Source organism: Mycolicibacter heraklionensis (assembly GCF_001021505.1).
Lineage (GTDB): Bacteria > Actinomycetota > Actinomycetes > Mycobacteriales > Mycobacteriaceae > Mycobacterium > Mycobacterium heraklionense.
This window is the reverse complement of record NZ_LDPO01000002.1, coordinates 152,754-170,487: the sequence shown is the minus strand read 5'-3', so window position 1 is coordinate 170,487 and position 17,734 is coordinate 152,754. Positions and strand designations below refer to the sequence as shown.

Below are 17,734 nucleotides of genomic sequence, written 5' to 3'. Positions count from 1 at the left end.
AACGATGCTCCCCAGCGGGTAGTATGCGTCCGCACGAATGTCTATGTTTATGACCGAACCGACTCTATTGGAGGTGGAGTGTTCGCTCGAACGGCCATGAGTTTCATTAGCGCAGGCAGCGCAGGAATCGGGATACTGCTCGCCGCGCCGTGCAACGCCCTGCCATCAACCGGTGCGCTTCTGGTTCCGGACGACATCACGCCCGGCTACTACTGGGCAAACCCAACGGACTCGACGGGAGGCTACGTTGAGGTTTGCGCCGACTACACCTGCGATATCGGCGGCGGAATGATCGAGAATTACTCAGTCGACGGTCGGACGATGATCCCGATTCCCGACCACGCGAGAATGGTCAACGTCCACTACGCCACGCTGTCACCCGCTGGTGTCTAGAGCATCAGCAGTGGCCTCCAGGTCCGTGAAAACAAAAGTCAGTGGCGCTGCGGTGGTTGTTATCGCCGCGGCCCTCCTCGCGGGCTGCGGCAGCCAAGCAGAAAACTCGGCCCCGACCGCGACGATCACACAAAGCGTGATCATTACTCAGGCCCCCGTCACGTCCGAGTGGGCGGAAACCGCGCCAGCTACCAGCACGCCCGCACCCGTCGCAATAGAGGTCACGATTCCTGAGGTGCAAGGTCAGAATGCCCGGATTGCGCGTAGGACTCTCGAACAACTCGGCCTTACCGACGTGTCGCTCTCATCAGCGAATCCCAAGTACCAGAACGTGTTCAACGCGGCAAACTGGACAGTGGTGAGCATCGAGCCTCCGCCCGGAAGCGTTGTCGACGCTAATGCGCCGGTAATCATGAAGGTATACAAGGACTGACCAACGCGGCCCAACCGCGTCATACCGCCGTTACGCCGCGGCGCCGATTGGGTTGTCGCTCGGCGGAGAAGTCACCTTGACTCAACTGAGGGGAATTGGCTCATGGCGTTGTTTAGCATGAAGACCGACGAACAGCGCGCAGCCGACGCCGCAAAAAAGGCCGAGGCCGCGTATTGGGCGTCCCCACAGGGCAAGGCCGCACAGGCGTTTGCGCGAGGCGATGAGTTCTTCCAGATCGAGATACCCCACTCATCGGTCACCGGCTTCACCAATGCGGCGTTCAACTCCGCCACCCAGGGAACGATTCGCCGGAAACTGAGCCGAACTGACCTGCTAGGTCAGATCGAAGAGACTGGCTGGCACCTCCTGCACGCCGACTGGGTCTACATCCAGACCGGACAGAACAGCCGCGACAAATTCCTTGCGTCTGGTCAACACGTGGTTGTGACCGGCGAAGTGATCGGCATATACCTGTTCCGGCGCGACGAGAAACGGGGCGACCGCGCCACCTCACCAATGACGCCGGAGCCGCGCATCAGCGGCCGCGACGACCTCGGAAGGTGACAACGTAGTGCTGGTGAAGTGTTTCAAATGCCAACAATCGCAGGACATTCCCGTCGCGCACCACTCCTTTGTTTGCGAGCAACGCGGCGAGAAGCTCAAGCGGAAGGTTGCGCTCCGCGCTCGTGAGCCCTGCGGAAGGGAGCCAATCCCGACGTGCCGATATTCATGCCTGTAGCCCAGCTAGTTTGCTTGCCCAGATTTGCAGGCAGCGCCAACGGTCCTTGACTCCTGCACGAACGGCGCGCCCCGCGCCGGCACCACTAGCCGGTCCTTAAATACCTGGACGCGGGTAGCAAGGTCCGCGTTCAGCTCGACCATGCGGGCCGCGAGGCCGAACACGATGCCCGCCTGCCTTTCATCGACGGCGGCAACAATCACGGTCGCGCCCTCGCCGCCCGTCATCAGCTCGTTCAAGCCGAGGGCGGTTACCAGCGTTGACTTGCCCTGCCCGCGCGGCAGGCACCACCCGGCAACGCGTGGCTGCGGGTCGGCGTCCAACACGCTTGCCGCTAGGTCACGCTGCCAGTTGCGCAGCTTGAGCGGCCCACCCGCGCCGGTGCCTTTGGGCACGCGAACGAACTTGGTACAGAACGCGGCGAATGCCGCAGAGCCGTTTGACCGTGGCCGAACGGCAACACACTGTCATCAACGGCCCGATTAGGGGCAGCCCGCACGCTACGCTCCTTCCAACTGTTTTTGAGACTGAACATGGGGCGATATGACAACCAACGTCGGAACCGACATGGAAATAACGACTGTTACATTCAGGCTTGGCATCCCTGATTCTACACTTGACAGGATATTGTCTAGCGCAAACGACACACTCGCCGGGTTCAGTCGCCAGTTTGCAAATCTAAATTCGTTAGTTCAGGTTGCAACCTGGTCTAGTCGAGTTAATAATGAGATCGGATTTTTTACTCCGCAAGAGCAGATGGGCCGTGCTGAGACCGCGCAAGCTACCATGTTCCGAGTTTTGCACATCTCTTACAACTCGCCAGCCGTAATTGCGATAGGAAGCGTCTTGCCCGCTGCCCTACTAGTTGCGTCGACCATGCTCGGCATTTACGAACGCTTTCAAGGGGTGCGCGACAAGGAGCTTGATTTAAAATCGAAGCGCTATGACGTCAAATCGAAGGGCAAGCGAAACGCCGCAGAAGCCATCGCACTCGAAAGTCTGATGGACGAGCTAAAATTTGAATACGAACTCAAGGAGCAGATTCGTAATGATTTGCGCGACTGGCAGTCGTCGTTCCGAGAAGACGCTATTAGGCATTCAAAATCAGCCGGGATCGCAAAACGTATTGCTGATGCAGCCAGAGCACTTTCATTCGTGGAATCACTACGAGTGAACGACCTGAAGGAGAAAGAGTAATCGCCTCTGCGCTGGCCTTTCAAGAGGGTCGGCGCTGGTAGGGGCCTGTCCCCATCATGGTCTTCCGCGTTGAGTGAGTGCAGCTCAGGCGCGTGCCTGGCGTGTTCTGGCATTAGCAGGCTGGTGGGTAGTTACCGTAAATTCCTGCGTCGTCACCTGACATGACTTGGTTGTGTTGTTTGGTGGCGTCAGCGATCAGCCTGTTCCGCTCGGCTCCGCGCTGGCGGGCCATGCGTAGCCCCAGCTTCACTGCGTACGCAGTCGCCATGATGGTGGCGGACACTGTTATCCCAAAGATTGCTGCGCAGCCGAAGAGTACGAGCCAAGGCCATAGCGCTGATGTGCCGGTTTGCTCCGGCCTGTTGGCGGTCGGGGGCGTGATCTTTATCTTTGCGTTGCTTTGGATTTCGGCAGTCTTAGCGGGTGCTGGCTTGTCTGCCCATCGTTTCATCATGACGTAGGCGATGATGAGGGTTATGAGCAGCAGCGGCAGGTTCACGACCATACATTTACCGTAGCGGCGGGCACCGACGTTCTGCCCGTTCTGCGATTGCTACTAGTACCTGATTGTGTTCGGCATCGGTATAGCGGGCACCGCGGGATTGGTTGCACCGCGAGCAGCTCGACCTGATGTTCTCTGGCGTCCGGGCATACTGCGGGAAGTCGACTATCGGCAGTATGTAGTCGGCGGTGTCTGCGCCGCCGGTACAGCCCGCTAACCAGTTCGCAAAAGGGGACACGCCCACGTTGTGCTCGGCTTAGCCTTCGCCAGTGCCGATCTGTTGCAGTTCTGCCTTTGGTGCCGCGTGATGCTGTGCGGTGCAGCAGTTTGCAGCCGGCGCATCTGCTGTCCTTGGTTATCAGTGTCCCGCATTTGATGCACGGACGGTTCACCCGCCGTGCGGTTGTCGATGCGTTAAGTAGTCGGACTTTTTAGCTTCCGGCTTGCTCGGCGGGCAGCAAAGCCCCATTGAGGTGCCTTTTGGCGAACACCGCCGCACGCTGATTGCCCTCGTCGTCAACACATGCCGCACGCCAGCGCTGCCCTGACCGTACCGGGTGGTGCAGACCATTGCTCCCGGCTGCTTGAAGTGCGTCCGCTCGATACACCAGCCCGCGCCGTCTGCCTCGTCGGCGGGGTAGTAGACCTGTTCGCCTTGTCGCGCTGGCCGATGCCACACGTCGACCACGCTTGCTCGAGCTGCGCGTTTAGATCCTAGTGCATGTCGAGCACGGTGTAGATCCGTCCAGACCTGTTACCGACGGTGCCCTCGGTGAGATTCGAACTCACACTGCACGGGTTTTGAATCCGTTTCCTCTGCCAGTTGGGATACGAGGGCCCGGCGCTGACGCGCGGCTTCCTACCTTAGACGATGCCCCTCACTGTTGCCCCAGCCGGCAGCCACGACAGAATGGGGGGATGACCGAGCCCACGTCCGACAGCAGCCCGCGCCCAGCCCGGCGGGTGCTGATCGCCGAGGATGAAGCGCTGATCCGGCTGGATCTCGCCGAGATGCTGCGCGAAGAAGGCTATGAGGTGGTGGGCGAGGCCGGCGACGGGCAGGAAGCCGTCGAGCTGGCCGAACTGTTGCACCCGGACCTGGTGATCCTCGACGTGAAGATGCCGCGCCGCGACGGCATCGACGCGGCCTCCGAGATCGCCGCCAAGCGCATCGCGCCGATCGTCATCCTGACCGCGTTCAGCCAGCGCGACCTGGTGGAACGTGCCCGCGACGCCGGGGCGATGGCCTACCTGGTCAAGCCGTTCACCGCCGGTGACCTGGTCCCAGCCATCGAGCTGGCGGTCAGCCGGGCCGACGAGATCACCGCCCTGGAGCGCGAGGTCAGCAACCTGTCAGAGCAGCTGGAGACCCGCAAGCTCGTCGAGCGGGCCAAGGGCGTGCTGCAGACCGCGCACGGCTTCACCGAGCCCGAGGCCTTCAAGTGGATCCAGCGCGCCGCGATGGACAAGCGGACCACCATGCGGCAGGTGGCCGAAGTGGTGCTGGAAAACGTCGAGGCCCCGGTCAACCCACCGGCCTGACCGCCACGCCACCATCGGCGCTGAGCCCCGCTGCGTTGGTTCAACCAGTACGCTCGATGGCGTGCAGCGCAGAATCATGGGCATTGAGACTGAGTTCGGTGTCACCTGCACCTTCCACGGCCATCGGAGGTTGTCGCCCGACGAGGTGGCGCGCTATCTGTTCCGCCGGGTGGTGTCGTGGGGGCGTAGCTCGAATGTGTTCCTGCGCAACGGAGCTCGGCTGTATCTCGATGTCGGCAGTCATCCCGAGTACGCCACCGCCGAGTGCGACAACCTGATTCAGCTGGTCACCCACGACCGGGCCGGGGAACGGGTGCTCGAAGACCTGCTGATCGACGCCGAGCAGCGGCTGGCCGATGAGGGCATCGGCGGCGACATCTACCTGTTCAAGAACAACACCGACTCGGCCGGCAACTCCTACGGCTGCCACGAGAACTACCTGATCGTGCGGGCCGGGGAGTTCTCCCGGATCTCCGACGTGCTGCTGCCCTTCCTGGTGACCCGCCAGCTGATCTGCGGCGCCGGCAAGGTGCTGCAAACCCCCAAGGCCGCCACGTTCTGCCTGTCCCAGCGCGCCGAGCACATCTGGGAAGGCGTCTCGAGCGCGACCACCCGCTCTCGGCCGATCATCAACACCCGCGACGAGCCGCACGCCGACGCCGAGAAGTACCGGCGCCTGCACGTCATCGTCGGCGACTCCAACATGTCCGAGACCTCGACCCTGCTCAAAGTGGGCAGCGCGGCGCTGGTGCTGGAGATGATCGAGGCCGGAGTGCCCTTCCGGGACTTCTCGCTGGACAACCCGATCCGGGCGATCCGCGAGGTCAGCCACGACGTCACCGGCCGGCGGCCGGTGCGGCTGGCCGGCGGACGCCAAGCGGGCGCCCTGGACATCCAGCGCGAGTACTACGGGCGGGCCGTGGAGTACGTGCAGACCCGGGCCAGCAACCCCCAACTCGAGCAGGTCATCGATTTGTGGGGCCGTCAGCTCGACGCCGTCGAAACCCAGGACTTCGCCAAGGTGGACACCGAGATCGACTGGGTGATCAAGCGAAAGCTGTTCCAGCGCTACCAGGATCGCTACAACATGGAGCTGTCGGATCCAAAGATCGCCCAGTTGGACCTGGCCTATCACGACATCAAGCGCGGCCGCGGGGTGTTCGACCTGCTGCAGCGCAAGGGGTTGGCCACCCGCGTCACCACCGACGAGGACGTCGATGAGGCCGTCGACACCCCGCCGCAGACCACCCGCGCCAAGCTGCGCGGCGAATTCATCAGCGCCGCACAGGCAGCCGGCCGCGACTTCACCGTCGACTGGGTGCACCTCAAGCTCAACGACCAGGCTCAGCGCACCGTGCTGTGCAAGGACCCCTTCCGGTCGGTCGACGAGCGCGTCAAGCGCCTGATCGCCAGCATGTAGCGCACCAGCGATGACTCGGACCAGCGGCCTGGCCGCGCTCATCACGCTGGGGATCGCGCTGACCGCAGCGCCGGCCGCGCACGCAGACGGCGTCGTCAGCTGTCAGTTCAGCGTGGCCAAGCCGTTCGTCTACTCGGTCAACGGGGCCGACTACATGGGCAGCCGTGTCGATGTGAGCGATTGCCGGACCGATCTTCCCGCTGCGCCGCTGACCCTGCAGATGCACCTGACCGCCTCCGGCGCGCCGCTGGAGCTGGCCGGTCCGTCGCATACCCTCACCTACTCCGAGACCCGTGAGGTGCACAACGGGGACAGTTTCTCGGTGTCGTTTCCCAACGATGACCGATTGATGCCGCTGTACCCGGGGGTCTACGGCGCGAAAGCATCGGTACGCACCGATCTTCCGGGCGAGCCGAGCGCCGACGACCCCGCATTCGCGGACTACCAGTGCAGCACCTGGGACTTCCCGGGTATGACATGCACGCCGGCAACCCACATCTGAACAACCAGGCAACCCGCGAGGCATATCCTCTCTTGTCATGGCGACCGCCAAAGTCGAACGACTCCTGAATCTCGTCATCGCGTTGCTGGCTACCCGCAGCTACCTGACCGCCGAGCGGATTCGGGCCACCGTCGTCGGCTACGGCGACAGCCCTAGCGACGACGCGTTCTCGCGGATGTTCGAGCGCGACAAGAACGAGCTGCGTGACCTGGGCATTCCGCTGGAGACCGGCAAAGCCTCGGGGTTCGACACGGTGGACGGCTACCGCATCAACCCCGACGCCTACGCCCTGCCGGCCATTGACCTGACCCGCGAAGAGGCCGCCGCGGTCGCGGTCGCGGTTCAGCTGTGGCAGTCCCCGGAGTTGCGCGCCAACGCCGAGGGCGCGGTCGCCAAGCTGCACGCCGCCGGCGTCGAGGTGGACCCGGACCGGGCCGACGTGCTGGTTGCGGCGCCGGCCGCGCTCCCGGGAATCCACCGGGCCGAGCCGGCGCTGGGCGCCTTGATGGATGCCGTCCAGGCCGGGCAGGCCGTGCAGTTCGAGCACCGACCCTCACCGGTCGAGCCGTCCGTCACCCGCACCGTGGAGCCGTGGGGAGTGGTCACCCACGCCGGCCGCTGGTATCTGGTGGGCCATGACCGCGACCGGAACGCGGTGCGCACCTTCCGGATGTCGCGGATCGGGCCGGAGGTACGGCCGATCGGGCCGACCGACGCCGTCACCCGACCCGACACCGCCGATCTGCGAGCGATCGTCGCCGATGCCGTCGGCGATGCGCCCAGCGGGGTGCAGGCACGCATCTGGGTCGCCGATGGCCGCGCCGTGGCGCTGCGCCGGGCCGGTACGGTGCTGGCTCGTCAGGAGCTCGCCGGCCGCGACGGCGACGTCATCGGCGTCGACATGGGCACCCATGACCGGCTGGCCCGGGAGATCGCCGGGTACGGAGCCGACGCGGTCGTGCTGGACCCGCCGTCGCTGCGCGACGATGTGGTGGCGCGACTGAGTGCTCGCGTGGGGGAGGTGCCGGTGTGACCCAGCTGTCGAAGCGCCTGGTCCGGCTGCTGAACATGGTGCCGTATCTGAAGGCTCGCCCCGGGATCAGCAAGGAGCAGGCCGCCGCCGAACTCGGCGTGAGCCTGAGTCAGCTGCAGACCGATCTGGAGCAGTTGGTGATGTGCGGCCTGCCGGGCTACGGGCCCGGCGAACTGATCGACGTGACGTTCTACGACGACCGCCTAGACGTGTTCGAGTCCGCCGGCGTGGATCGGCCGCTGCGGCTGACGTCGCGGGAGGCCACGGCCATGCTGATGGCGTTGCGCACCCTGGTCGACATGCCCGGCATCGTCGACCCGCGGGCCGCGCGCAGTGCGATAGCCAAGGTTGAGGCGGCGGCCGGAGCCGCGGCACCGGCGGCGCCCGCCTCCGCCGTGCACGACGAGTCCGCCGCCGACTTTGTCCGACAAGACGTCGTCCGCGACGGCGTCCGGCAGCGTCGCGCGCTGGCAATCGACTACTACGCGGCATCCCGGGACAGCGTGTCGCATCGGATCGTGGATCCGATCCGGGTGGTGCTGATCGGGGCGCACAGCTACCTGGAGGCCTGGTGCCGCGAATCCGAGGGCGTGCGATTGTTCCGGTTCGACCGCATTGACGACGCCCGGCTGCTCGACGAGCCGTCGGCGCCGCCGGAGCCGGTGCGCCAGGCCGAGACCGACACCTCGCTGTTCGACGCCGACCCGTCGCTGCCGGTCGCCATCGTGCGGGTGGCGCCGTCGGCGGCGTGGATGTTCGAGTACTACCCGATGCAGGCCCTCGGGGAGCTGGCCGATGGCTGGCGCGAAGCCCAGCTGACGTACGCGTCGCAGGAGTGGCTGATCCGGCTGCTGCTGGGGATGGGCGACGAGGTGCAGGTGATGGCGCCCGAATCGGTGGTGGCCGGGGTACGCGAGGCGTCGGTGGCCGCGTTGGCGATGTATGAGCAGGTACGCCCTTGACGCTGTATAGCGTCGGAGCCCTCGTAGCCGACATCGCCTTCCTGGCCCTGATGACAGGAGTGGTGGTAGGCATCGTTTTCCTGGTCAAGGCCAAGGCGAAGAGCGCTGGTCAACTACCTGCTGTGCCGAATTGGTATCCCGATCCGGATGACCCAGAGCTGCTGCGCTACTTCGATGGTCAGAACTGGACGGGGGCCACCCGGCCGCGGGATGCACCGCCGGCTTCCTGAGCTGCGGTAGCATCGTGGCGACGTCTGGAGGTAACCAAAGTGAACGCTTTAGGACCGTCGCACCTGGCGATCCTCGCCGTCGCCGTGATCATTCTGTTCGGCGCCAAGCGACTGCCCGATGCGGCACGCTCGCTGGGTAAGTCGCTGCGCATCTTCAAGTCCGAGGTCCGCGAGCTGCAGAACGAGAGCAAGCCGGATTCGACTGCCACCTCGACCACCGTCCAGTCCGAGCGGATCGATCCGCCGGCGGCCGGCGGCCAGTCGGCGTAACCCGGTCCCGCCGTCGCGGCGACCGCGCCCCATTCGACTGTGCGCACGCTCGGAGTTCTGCGGCGGCTCGACCCCCGTCAGCGGCGTAGCCGCACCAATCCCGACGGGACGATGTCGCTCGTCGACCACCTGCGGGAGCTACGAACCCGGCTGCTGATCTCGATGGCCGCGATCGTGCTCACCACGATCATCGGCTTCGTCTGGTACACCCAACCGCTCTTCGGGCTGGAAAGCCTCGGCGAGTGGCTGCGCCACCCGTACTGCGAGCTGCCGGCCTCATCACGTGCGGCGATCGGGCCTGACGGACAGTGCCGGCTGTTGGCCACCGCGCCGTTCGACCAGTTCATGCTGCGGCTCAAGGTGGGGTTGGCCGCCGGAATCGTGCTGGCCTGTCCGGTCTGGTTCTACCAGCTGTGGGCGTTCATCACCCCGGGGCTCTACCGCAAGGAGCGGCGCTTCGCGGTGGCCTTCGTGGTCTCGGCGGCGGTGCTGTTCGTCACCGGCGCCATCCTGGCCTATCTGGTGCTGTCCAAAGCGCTCGGATTCCTGCTCACCGTCGGCAGCGACGTCCAGGTGACCGCCTTGTCGGGTGATCGCTATTTCGGGTTCTTGCTGAATCTGCTGGTGGTGTTCGGGATCAGCTTCGAGTTCCCGCTGTTGATCGTGATGCTCAACATGGTCGGTGTGGTGAGCTATGCCCGGCTCAAGGAGTGGCGACGCGGGCTGATCTTCGCGATGTTCGTGTTCGCCGCGTTCTTCACCCCGGGCTCGGACCCGTTCTCGATGATCGTGCTCGGCTGCACCCTGACCCTGTTACAGGAGTTCGCCATCCAGATCGCCCGGCTGCACGACAAGCGCAAGGCCAAGCGGGAAGCAGCCACCGCGCTTGCCGACGACGAAGCGGCGCCCATCGAAGCGCCCACACCGGTCACCGCGCCGCATGAGTAGTCTCGTATCCCCGCCCCTATCCCCGCAGCCATCCCCGCGAGGTGGGGGCACCTCCCGCTTGCGGGGGAGCGTGTTTGTACGGCGACACGCCGGTTTGGCTGTACAACTGTGCACGCTCAGCCGACCTCGGCACACAATACCGGCGGCTCGTCGGCATGACTGAGCTGAGTCGGTTCACCGCGGAACTCCCCTTCGGCCTCGACGACTTCCAGCGTCGGGCCTGCGAGGCCCTCCAGGACGGTCGGGGAGTGCTGGTGTGTGCGCCCACCGGCGCCGGCAAGACCGTCGTCGGCGAGTTCGCGGTCCACCTGGCTCTGGCCGGGGGCGGAAAATGCTTCTACACCACGCCGATCAAGGCGTTGAGCAACCAGAAGCACACCGACCTGGTGGCCCGGTACGGCAAGGACCGGGTGGGCCTTTTGACCGGTGACCTGTCGATCAACGCGAATGCGCCGGTGGTGGTCATGACCACCGAGGTGCTGCGCAACATGTTGTACGCGAATTCGTCTGCGCTGCAAGGTCTTTCCCACGTGGTCATGGACGAGGTGCACTTCCTGGCCGACCGGATGCGCGGTGCGGTGTGGGAGGAGGTCATCCTGCACCTGCCCGAGGAGGTGCGACTGGTCAGCCTCTCGGCGACGGTCAGCAACGCCGAGGAATTCGGCGGCTGGATTCAGACGGTGCGCGGCGACACCACCGTCGTGGTCGACGAACATCGCCCGGTGCCGTTGTGGCAGCACATGATGGTCGGCAAACGGCTTTTCGATCTGTTCGAATCCGGGTCCGACGCCCGTGCGGCCGGCGGCCGGCCACGAGTCGATCCCCAGTTGCTACGCCACATCGCCCATCGCCGGGAAGCCGACCGGCTTACCGACTGGGGCAGCTCCCGGCGACAACGGCACGGAGGCTCGGGCCGCCCTGATCGGCCGACCTACCGGCCGCCGATGCGCCCGGACGTGATCGCGGTCCTGAACTCCGCAGGTCTGCTGCCGGTGATCACGTTCGTGTTCTCCCGGGCCGGCTGCGACGCCGCGGTCAAACAGTGCCTGCGCTCCCCACTGCGGCTGACCACCGAGTCCGAACGGGCCCGGATCGCCGAGGTGATCGACCATCGCTGCGGGGATCTGGCCGACGACGACCTGGAGGTGCTGGGTTACTACGAATGGCGGGAGGGTCTGCTGCGCGGCCTGGCCGGCCACCACGCCGGACTGCTGCCGGTGTTTCGCCACACCGTCGAAGAGCTGTTCGCCGCGGGCTTGGTCAAAGCCGTGTTCGCCACCGAAACCTTGGCGCTGGGCATCAACATGCCGGCCCGCACGGTGGTGCTCGAACGGCTGGTGAAGTTCAACGGTGAGCAGCACGCCGCGCTGACACCGGGGGAGTACACCCAGCTGACCGGACGAGCCGGCCGACGCGGCATCGACGTCGAAGGCCATGCGGTGGTGCTGTGGCACCCCGGGGAGAGCACCGCCGATCCCGACCAGGTCGCCGGGCTGGCGTCCACCCGTACCTTTCCGTTGCGCAGCTCGTTCGCGCCGTCGTACAACATGACGATCAACCTGGTTCAGCACATGGGGCCCGAGCAGGCCCACCAGCTGCTCGAGCAGTCGTTCGCCCAGTTCCAGGCCGACCGGTCTGTCGTCGGCCTGGTGCGCAGCGCCGACCGCGGCGAGCGCACCCTCGACGAGATCGCCGCCGAGATCGGCGGGCGCGACTCCCCGGTGCTCGACTACGCCCGGCTGCGGGCGAAGATCTCCGAACGCGAACGCGCCCAGGCCCGCGCCTCGCGGTTGCAGCGGCGGCGGGCGGCCAGTGATGCGTTGGCGGCGCTGCGCCGCGGCGACATCATCAACCTCAGCCACGGCCGTCGCGGAGGATTGGCGGTGGTGCTGCAGGCCGACCGGGATTCCGATGAGCCGCGGCCGCTGGTGCTCACCGAGCATCGCTGGGCCGGTCGTATCTCCTCGGCGGACTATTCGGGCACCGCTCCACCGATCGGCACCATGAGCCTGCCTAAGCGGGTGGAGCACCGCCAGCCGCGGGTGCGCCGCGACCTGGCCTCGGCACTGCGGTCGGCGGCCGCCGGCCTCGATGTACCCAGCTCGCGCAAACGCCGCGGCGATGCAGAGGACGCACCGGTAGATCCGGAGCTGGCGGCCCTGCGTCAGCGCATGCGCGACCATCCCGTGCACGACGCGCCCGATCGCGAAACCCAGGTGCGTGTCGCCGAGCGCTACCTGCGGGTGGAGGCCGACAACGCGCAGTTGCGCAGGAAAGTCGAGGCCGCCACCAACTCGCTGGCGCGCACCTTCGACCGGATCGTCGGGCTGCTGACCGAACGCGGCTTCATCGGTGAAGGCGCCGAGGATGGCGATCCGAAAGTCACCGACGACGGCCGGATGTTGGCCCGGATCTACAGTGAGAGCGACCTTTTGGTGGCCGAGTGCCTGCGTACCGGGGCGTGGCACGACCTCAAGCCGCCGGAACTGGCTGCGGTGGTCTCCGCGGTGCTCTACGAGACACGCGGCGCCGATGGCCCCGGTGGGCCGCCGACGCTGCAGCCACCCACAGAAGCAATACGCAAGGCGCTACAACAGACCCGCAAGCTCTCGGCGGCGTTGCGGGCCGACGAGCGCCGGCATGGCATCAACCCGACCCGGGAACCCGACGACGGGTTCGTCGCCGCGGTCTACCGGTGGGCTCGCAGCGGCGATCTGGCGTCGGCGCTGGCCGCCAGCGACGCGGCCGGTGGGGGGACGCCGCTGTCGGCGGGTGATTTCGTGCGCTGGTGCCGCCAAGTGCTCGACCTGCTGGATCAGCTGCGCAACGCGGCGCCCAGTCCGGAGTTGCGGGCCACAGCAAAACAGGCGATCGACACGGTTTTGCGCGGCGTCGTTGCCGTTGACGCCGGGTAGGCTGGTCCGGGCGCTACGGTGGAGAGCCGGCGGTGATCAGCACCCGCTACGTGAGAGGACTTGAGGAACAACGATGAGCGGACCGCAGGGATACGACCCGACGCAGCCGTGGCAGCCTCAGCAGCCCGGTCAGCCCGAGGAACAGCCGGGCACCGGACAGGGTCCCGCAACCGGCGCTGAGCAGCAGTGGCAGCCTCCGGCCTACACGCCGCAGCAGTACCCCCAATACCCCCAGCAGGGCGCGTACCCCTCGGCGCCGCAGCAGTATCCCGGCTACGGACAGCCCGAGCAGTACGGTCAGCAGTCTCCGTACGGCCAGCCCAGCCAGTACGGCCAGCCGTCTCCGTACGGCCAGCCCGGACAGTATGGCCAGCCCGGGCAATACGGTCAGCCGGGCCAGTACGGTCAGTACCCGCAGCAGCCCGGCCAATACCCTGCGCCGGGCACCGCGACCAAGCGCCCGTCCGGGCTCGTCAGCACGGTGCTCGCGGCGTGCGTGGGAATCGCGGTGCTGGTGTTGCTGGTGCTGGGATTCTGGAAGCCCGGTTTCTTCGTCACCACGAAGCTCGACATCGACAAGGCCCAGGAAGGCGTGCAGCAGATCCTGGCCGACCAGACCAACGGCTACGGCGCCAAGAACGTCAAGGACGTCCGCTGCAACAACGGGCAGAGCCCGGTGGTCAAGCAGGGCGACACGTTCAACTGCGAGGTCAGCATCGACGGGACCAAACGCCAGGTGACCGTCACCTTCCAGGACAACTCGGGCACCTACGAGGTCGGCCGGCCCAAGTAGGCCTGGCCTCTAGCCCCGGCCTCGCCTAGTCCGGGAGCGTGTCGAGGGCCCGCTGGAGCCGGGCGATCGAGGATCCAACCCCCAGGCGCTCCGCCAATTCGGCGACCCGCGCCGGGTCGGCGGCGACCCGCGGCAGGGTGTCCGACGGTGTGGACAACGTGACCGGCGCGTCGGTGGCCACCCGCACCACCGGACCGGCGGCCTTGATGTAGTCCTGCCCGGCCTGCAGTTTGGCCCGAACCCCCTTGGCCATCGGCGATCCCGGGTCGGCGGCGGCGGCCAGCACCGCAGCCAGCGAGCCGTACTGGGTCAGCAACCCGGCCGCTGTCTTTTCGCCGATGCCGGGCACCCCGGGCAACCCGTCGGAGGGGTCGCCGCGCAGCAGCGCCATTTCGGCGTAGGCCGCCCCGGCGCGCTCGGCTGGCACACCGTATTGCTGTGCCACCTCTTTCGGGCCGAACAGGGTGGCCCGCGCCAACCCCCGGCCCAGGTAGAGCACCGATACCTCGACGGGCTGCTCGGCGACCACCTGCAGCAGGTCGCGGTCACCGCTGACGACGATCACCGGGTCACGTCGTTCGGCGGCCGCCAAGGTGCCCAGCACGTCGTCGGCCTCGAAGTCCGGCGCCCCGCCCGTGGCGATCCCGAACGCGTCGAGCAGCTCGGCGATCATCTCCACCTGCGGGCTCAGCTCGTCGGGCACTTCCTCGATGTCGGGGGCGTCGGCACCGGCGGGCGCTTCTTCCGCCACCCGGTGCGCCTTGTAGGACTCGACCAGGTCCACCCGCCACTGCGGCCGCCAGTCCAGGTCCAGACAGACCACCAACCGTCCCGGACGCTGACGGGTGATCAGGGTGGCCACCGAGTCGAAGAAGCCGCGCACCGCGTTCACTGGCCGGCCGTCGGGTGCGGTGATCGAGGACGGCACCCCGAAGTAGGAGCGGAACCACATACTGGCACCGTCGAGCAGCAACACGGGAGCAGTCATGGGTGCCAGCCTATTTCCCGCCCGATAGCCTGATGTGCGTGACTTCCCGGTTCGAAAGCAGCGTCTATGCCCATCGTTTGAGCGCCGCGGCCACGGCCGCCGCGAACGCCGGCCTGGCCGGCCTGGTGATCACCCCCGGCTACGACCTGCGCTACCTGATCGGGTCGCGGGCCCAGACTTTCGAGCGGCTCACCGCGCTGGTGCTGCCGGCTGCGGGTTCGCCCACCATGGTGGTGCCGCGCCTGGAGCTGGCGGCGCTGCGCGAATCCGCGGTGGCCGACCTGGGTGTGGCGGTGCGGGACTGGGTCGACGGTGAGGACCCCTATCGCATGGTGGGCGAGGCGCTGGGTGGAGTTTCGTCGTCGGCGGTCGCTGTCACCGACTCGATGCCGGCTCTGCATCTGCTACCACTGGTCGACGTGCTCGGCACCACGCCCGTCTTGGCGACGGGAGTCCTGCGTGATCTGCGAATGATCAAGGACCCCAGCGAGATCGATGCCCTACGCAAGGCCGGCGCGGCGATCGACCGGGTGCACGCCCGGGTGCCGGAGTTCTTGGTGCCGGGCCGCACCGAGGCCGACGTCGCCGCCGATATCGCCGAAGCGATCGTGGCCGAAGGACATTCGGAGGTGGCCTTCATCATCGTGGGTTCCGGCCCGCACGGCGCCGACCCGCACCATGAATGCTCCGAGCGAGTTCTGCAGACCGGGGACATCGTGGTCGTCGACATCGGCGGACCGGTCGAGCCCGGATACAATTCCGACTCGACCAGGACCTACAGCCTGGGTGAACCGAGTCCAGATGTGGTACAACACTATTCGGTACTGCGGGAGGCGCAGCGTGCCGCCGTTGCCAGTGTTCGCCCGGGGGTGACGGCACAGCAGATCGACGCCGCAGCGCGCGACGTGCTGGCCGGCGCCGGGCTGGCCGAATACTTTGTGCACCGCACCGGGCACGGCATCGGCCTGTCCGTGCACGAAGAGCCCTACATCGTCGCCGGCAATGAGGAGGCGCTTCGGGCGGGGATGGCGTTCTCGGTCGAACCCGGCATCTATTTTCCCGGCAAGTGGGGTGCCCGCATCGAAGACATCGTGATCGTCACCGCCGACGGTGCGGAGTCATTGAACAATCGGCCGCACGAGCTGGTGGTGGTGCCGGTGCCAGAGTCGGCTGACTAGCGGGTGCCGCGGTCGAGCAGATCGGCAGAACCCAGCACCCGTTCCACCTGGACTTCGATCACCACACGCTGCGGATTCACCCGGGGCGTGCGGTAGCGCTGGGCGTAACGGAGTTCGGCGTCACGAACCGCTGCGGGGGCGTCGTTAACGGTGGCGCTGCCTTCCAGCGAGAGCCAGCGCGCCCCGTCGACTTGGCTCAGCACGGCGACCCCGGCCCGTTCGGCGTTGACTGCCTTCTGCGAACCGCCGGTGGTGATCACGCGGGCAATGTGGGTTTTCGGGTCGAAGGTGAAACCCACCGCCACCACGTGCGGCGAATTGTCGGCCCGCAGGGTGGTCAGCATCGCCAGGTGACGTTCGGTGAGAAACGCCAACGCGTCACTGGTGAGTCGAGTCGTCGCGTTCGCCATCACCGCCCACGCTAGCGCAGGCGATAATCTCAGCCGTGAACGACACGGTGCACGGGCCGGTGGTGATTTTCGGCGGACGCAGTGAGATCGGCCTCGAACTGGCGCAGCAGCTCGCGCCGGGCGCGACGGTGGTGCTGGCGGCCCGGTCCGCCGATCGGCTCGACGCCGAAGTCGCCGCGGTGCGCGACGCGGGCGCGGTCGCGGTGCACACCAAAGAGTTCGATGCCGACGACCTGACCGCCCACGGCCCCCTGGTGGCGGCACTGATTGCCGAGCACGGCCCGATCGGCACCGCGGTGTTGGCATTCGGCGTCCTGGGCGATCAGGCCCGCGCGGAGTCCGACGCGGCGCACGCGGTGGCCGTCGTGCACACCGACTACGTCGCCCAGATCAGCTTGCTCACCCATCTGGCCACGGCTATGCGCACCGCCGGCCGGGGCCGCATGGTGGTGTTCTCCTCGGTGGCAGGGGTGCGGGTACGACGGGCCAACTACGTCTATGGCTCGGCCAAAGCCGGTCTCGAGGGCTTCGCCAGCGGGCTCGCGGACGCACTGCACGGCACGGGTGTGCGACTGCTGACCGTGCGACCGGGTTTCGTCGTCGGCCGGATGACCGTCGGCATGGATCCCGCACCGCTGGCGAGCACCCCGCAGCAGGTGGCGCTCGCGGCGGCCCGGGCCCTGCGCAGGGGCCGCCGCACCGTGTGGGTGCCGTGGGAGCTGCGCCCGCTGTTCGCCGCGCTGCGACTGCTGCCGCAGGCCGTTTGGCGCCGGATGCCGCGTTAACAAAGCGGGACCCGGCCCAGGGCCGCGACTGGGCGTTACGTACGATGTCACGGAACCCGACATTCCCAGGTTGTGGGAATACCCGAAGAATTTCGATATAATTTACTGACCTATTCCAGCCTGACAGGACTAGCGTGTAAAACCATGGACGATCGTAAAAAGGATCCGTCGGTTGTGCTGCCCTACCTGGTCGGTAGGCCGCTCCCGGCGACCGAGGTATACGAGGCCTTCGGCTATCGAAAGTCTGCCTATTACAAGGCTGCGCATGAAGGGCGTCTGATCACCGCCGACAACCTGATCCGGGTTGCCACCCATTTCGGCCTGAACGCGGTTGATCTGCTGGTCCGCTACGGACTGATCACGCTTGATGCCGTAGCCGCATTCGTGGATGCCGAGCAGCCGAAAGCCGAGCAGCCGAAGTCCGAGCTGCCCAAGCTCGCCGACTTGCATCCAATCGCGAGCCGCCCACCGCTGTAGCCGTTCGGCTGTTCCGT

The 17,734-nt window shown here is 66.4% G+C and carries 22 protein-coding genes and 1 tRNA gene; 17 read left to right on the top strand and 6 right to left on the bottom strand.

The window, feature by feature from the left end; genetic code table 11:
- The first annotated feature begins 78 nt into the window (after positions 1 to 78).
- The 3 genes from ABW16_RS26345 (at position 79) to ABW16_RS04210 (ending at position 1,390) form a co-directional block, all read left to right on the top strand.
- Positions 79 to 393, top strand: a complete 315-nt coding sequence (locus ABW16_RS26345; RefSeq protein WP_157864229.1) for a hypothetical protein — start codon at positions 79 to 81, stop codon at positions 391 to 393.
- Positions 394 to 418: 25 nt separating this feature from the next.
- Positions 419 to 826, top strand: a complete 408-nt coding sequence (locus ABW16_RS24185; protein WP_157864228.1) for a PASTA domain-containing protein — start codon at positions 419 to 421, stop codon at positions 824 to 826.
- Between the two features lie 117 nt (positions 827 to 943).
- The gene (locus ABW16_RS04210) at positions 944 to 1,390 is read left to right on the top strand and encodes a hypothetical protein (protein WP_047317890.1); all 447 of its coding nucleotides are present in this window, start codon (positions 944 to 946) and stop codon (positions 1,388 to 1,390) included.
- A gap of 180 nt (positions 1,391 to 1,570) precedes the next feature.
- Here the strand turns inward: ABW16_RS04210 and ABW16_RS04205 are convergent, their stop codons facing one another.
- Complete coding sequence (locus tag ABW16_RS04205; protein ID WP_047317889.1) at positions 1,571 to 1,960, bottom strand: hypothetical protein; 390 nt, start codon at positions 1,958 to 1,960, stop codon at positions 1,571 to 1,573.
- A 148-nt stretch (positions 1,961 to 2,108) separates the two neighbouring features.
- On the opposite strand from ABW16_RS04205, the gene ABW16_RS25955 reads away from it, so the two are divergent.
- Complete coding sequence (locus tag ABW16_RS25955) at positions 2,109 to 2,762, top strand: hypothetical protein (protein WP_131721467.1); 654 nt, start codon at positions 2,109 to 2,111, stop codon at positions 2,760 to 2,762.
- Between the two features lie 112 nt (positions 2,763 to 2,874).
- Here ABW16_RS25955 and ABW16_RS25950 read toward each other — a convergent pair whose 3' ends face one another.
- The 3 genes from ABW16_RS25950 to ABW16_RS04195 all read right to left on the bottom strand — a co-directional run bounded on the left by ABW16_RS25950 (position 2,875) and on the right by ABW16_RS04195 (position 4,102).
- Positions 2,875 to 3,267: a hypothetical protein gene (locus ABW16_RS25950; protein WP_047317888.1), complete on the bottom strand. Its 393-nt coding sequence runs from the start codon at positions 3,265 to 3,267 to the stop codon at positions 2,875 to 2,877.
- Between the two features lie 4 nt (positions 3,268 to 3,271).
- Positions 3,272 to 3,502, bottom strand: coding sequence for an HNH endonuclease (locus ABW16_RS28085; RefSeq protein ID WP_157864227.1), 231 nt, complete (start codon positions 3,500 to 3,502; stop codon positions 3,272 to 3,274).
- Between the two features lie 526 nt (positions 3,503 to 4,028).
- Positions 4,029 to 4,102, bottom strand: a tRNA-Leu gene (locus tag ABW16_RS04195).
- An 80-nt stretch (positions 4,103 to 4,182) separates the two neighbouring features.
- Here ABW16_RS04195 and ABW16_RS04190 point away from each other — a divergent pair.
- The 10 genes from ABW16_RS04190 (at position 4,183) to ABW16_RS04150 (ending at position 13,879) form a co-directional block, all read left to right on the top strand.
- Complete coding sequence (locus ABW16_RS04190) at positions 4,183 to 4,806, top strand: ANTAR domain-containing response regulator (RefSeq protein WP_047317887.1); 624 nt, start codon at positions 4,183 to 4,185, stop codon at positions 4,804 to 4,806.
- Between the two features lie 61 nt (positions 4,807 to 4,867).
- Positions 4,868 to 6,226 (top strand): Pup--protein ligase, encoded by a 1,359-nt coding sequence (gene pafA / locus ABW16_RS04185; protein WP_109519475.1) that lies wholly within the window; start codon positions 4,868 to 4,870, stop codon positions 6,224 to 6,226.
- A gap of 10 nt (positions 6,227 to 6,236) precedes the next feature.
- The gene (locus ABW16_RS04180) at positions 6,237 to 6,728 is read left to right on the top strand and encodes a hypothetical protein (RefSeq protein WP_047317885.1); all 492 of its coding nucleotides are present in this window, start codon (positions 6,237 to 6,239) and stop codon (positions 6,726 to 6,728) included.
- A gap of 37 nt (positions 6,729 to 6,765) precedes the next feature.
- Entirely contained in the window at positions 6,766 to 7,761 is a 996-nt protein-coding gene (locus ABW16_RS04175; protein ID WP_047317884.1) for a helix-turn-helix transcriptional regulator, read from the top strand.
- Positions 7,758 to 8,723: a helix-turn-helix transcriptional regulator gene (locus tag ABW16_RS04170; protein ID WP_047317883.1), complete on the top strand. Its 966-nt coding sequence runs from the start codon at positions 7,758 to 7,760 to the stop codon at positions 8,721 to 8,723. Before ABW16_RS04175 ends, ABW16_RS04170 begins: the two co-directional genes overlap by 4 nt.
- Positions 8,720 to 8,953 carry a DUF2510 domain-containing protein gene (locus tag ABW16_RS26865; RefSeq protein WP_200900612.1) on the top strand — a complete coding sequence of 78 codons (234 nt, stop codon included), beginning with the start codon at positions 8,720 to 8,722 and terminating at the stop codon, positions 8,951 to 8,953. Before ABW16_RS04170 ends, ABW16_RS26865 begins: the two co-directional genes overlap by 4 nt.
- Before the next feature lie 39 nt (positions 8,954 to 8,992).
- Positions 8,993 to 9,223, top strand: a complete 231-nt coding sequence (tatA, locus tag ABW16_RS26860; protein WP_046300863.1) for a Sec-independent protein translocase subunit TatA — start codon at positions 8,993 to 8,995, stop codon at positions 9,221 to 9,223.
- Between the two features lie 39 nt (positions 9,224 to 9,262).
- Positions 9,263 to 10,171: a twin-arginine translocase subunit TatC gene (gene tatC / locus ABW16_RS04160; protein ID WP_047317882.1), complete on the top strand. Its 909-nt coding sequence runs from the start codon at positions 9,263 to 9,265 to the stop codon at positions 10,169 to 10,171.
- Positions 10,172 to 10,326: 155 nt separating this feature from the next.
- Positions 10,327 to 13,086: a DEAD/DEAH box helicase gene (locus ABW16_RS04155; protein ID WP_047317881.1), complete on the top strand. Its 2,760-nt coding sequence runs from the start codon at positions 10,327 to 10,329 to the stop codon at positions 13,084 to 13,086.
- A gap of 73 nt (positions 13,087 to 13,159) precedes the next feature.
- The gene (locus ABW16_RS04150; protein ID WP_047317880.1) at positions 13,160 to 13,879 is read left to right on the top strand and encodes a DUF4333 domain-containing protein; all 720 of its coding nucleotides are present in this window, start codon (positions 13,160 to 13,162) and stop codon (positions 13,877 to 13,879) included.
- 25 nt (positions 13,880 to 13,904) lie between these two features.
- Here ABW16_RS04150 and ABW16_RS04145 read toward each other — a convergent pair whose 3' ends face one another.
- On the bottom strand, positions 13,905 to 14,867 hold the full coding sequence (locus ABW16_RS04145; protein ID WP_047317879.1) for a 5'-3' exonuclease: 963 nt from the start codon (positions 14,865 to 14,867) through the stop codon (positions 13,905 to 13,907).
- Positions 14,868 to 14,899: 32 nt separating this feature from the next.
- Between ABW16_RS04145 and ABW16_RS04140 the strand changes: the two genes are divergently transcribed.
- Complete coding sequence (locus ABW16_RS04140; protein WP_047318105.1) at positions 14,900 to 16,045, top strand: M24 family metallopeptidase; 1,146 nt, start codon at positions 14,900 to 14,902, stop codon at positions 16,043 to 16,045.
- On the opposite strand, the gene ABW16_RS04135 is transcribed toward ABW16_RS04140, so the two are convergent.
- On the bottom strand, positions 16,042 to 16,455 hold the full coding sequence (locus tag ABW16_RS04135; protein ID WP_047317878.1) for a F420-dependent biliverdin reductase: 414 nt from the start codon (positions 16,453 to 16,455) through the stop codon (positions 16,042 to 16,044). The genes ABW16_RS04140 and ABW16_RS04135 overlap by 4 nt on opposite strands.
- 35 nt (positions 16,456 to 16,490) lie before the next feature.
- On the opposite strand from ABW16_RS04135, the gene ABW16_RS04130 reads away from it, so the two are divergent.
- The gene (locus ABW16_RS04130) at positions 16,491 to 17,240 is read left to right on the top strand and encodes an SDR family NAD(P)-dependent oxidoreductase (RefSeq protein ID WP_047317877.1); all 750 of its coding nucleotides are present in this window, start codon (positions 16,491 to 16,493) and stop codon (positions 17,238 to 17,240) included.
- Between the two features lie 144 nt (positions 17,241 to 17,384).
- Positions 17,385 to 17,717, top strand: a complete 333-nt coding sequence (locus ABW16_RS04125) for a hypothetical protein (RefSeq protein ID WP_047317876.1) — start codon at positions 17,385 to 17,387, stop codon at positions 17,715 to 17,717.
- Positions 17,718 to 17,734 lie beyond the last annotated feature (17 nt).

Excerpts from the sequence above, each read along its gene's own strand:
- ABW16_RS04125 (WP_047317876.1), top strand. The coding sequence starts at position 17,385 with ATGGACGATCGTAAAAAGGATCCGTCGGTTGTGCTGCCCTACCTGGTC.
- ABW16_RS25955 (WP_131721467.1), top strand. The coding sequence starts at position 2,109 with ATGACAACCAACGTCGGAACCGACATGGAAATAACGACTGTTACATTC.
- ABW16_RS04145 (WP_047317879.1), bottom strand. The coding sequence starts at position 14,867 with ATGACTGCTCCCGTGTTGCTGCTCGACGGTGCCAGTATGTGGTTCCGC.
- ABW16_RS04190 (WP_047317887.1), top strand. The coding sequence starts at position 4,183 with ATGACCGAGCCCACGTCCGACAGCAGCCCGCGCCCAGCCCGGCGGGTG.
- ABW16_RS25950 (WP_047317888.1), bottom strand. The coding sequence starts at position 3,267 with ATGGTCGTGAACCTGCCGCTGCTGCTCATAACCCTCATCATCGCCTAC.
- ABW16_RS04140 (WP_047318105.1), top strand. The coding sequence starts at position 14,900 with ATGTGCGTGACTTCCCGGTTCGAAAGCAGCGTCTATGCCCATCGTTTG.
- ABW16_RS04135 (WP_047317878.1), bottom strand. The coding sequence starts at position 16,455 with ATGGCGAACGCGACGACTCGACTCACCAGTGACGCGTTGGCGTTTCTC.
- ABW16_RS04210 (WP_047317890.1), top strand. The coding sequence starts at position 944 with ATGAAGACCGACGAACAGCGCGCAGCCGACGCCGCAAAAAAGGCCGAG.
- ABW16_RS04150 (WP_047317880.1), top strand. The coding sequence starts at position 13,160 with ATGAGCGGACCGCAGGGATACGACCCGACGCAGCCGTGGCAGCCTCAG.
- ABW16_RS04155 (WP_047317881.1), top strand. The coding sequence starts at position 10,327 with ATGACTGAGCTGAGTCGGTTCACCGCGGAACTCCCCTTCGGCCTCGAC.
- ABW16_RS04180 (WP_047317885.1), top strand. The coding sequence starts at position 6,237 with ATGACTCGGACCAGCGGCCTGGCCGCGCTCATCACGCTGGGGATCGCG.
- ABW16_RS04175 (WP_047317884.1), top strand. The coding sequence starts at position 6,766 with ATGGCGACCGCCAAAGTCGAACGACTCCTGAATCTCGTCATCGCGTTG.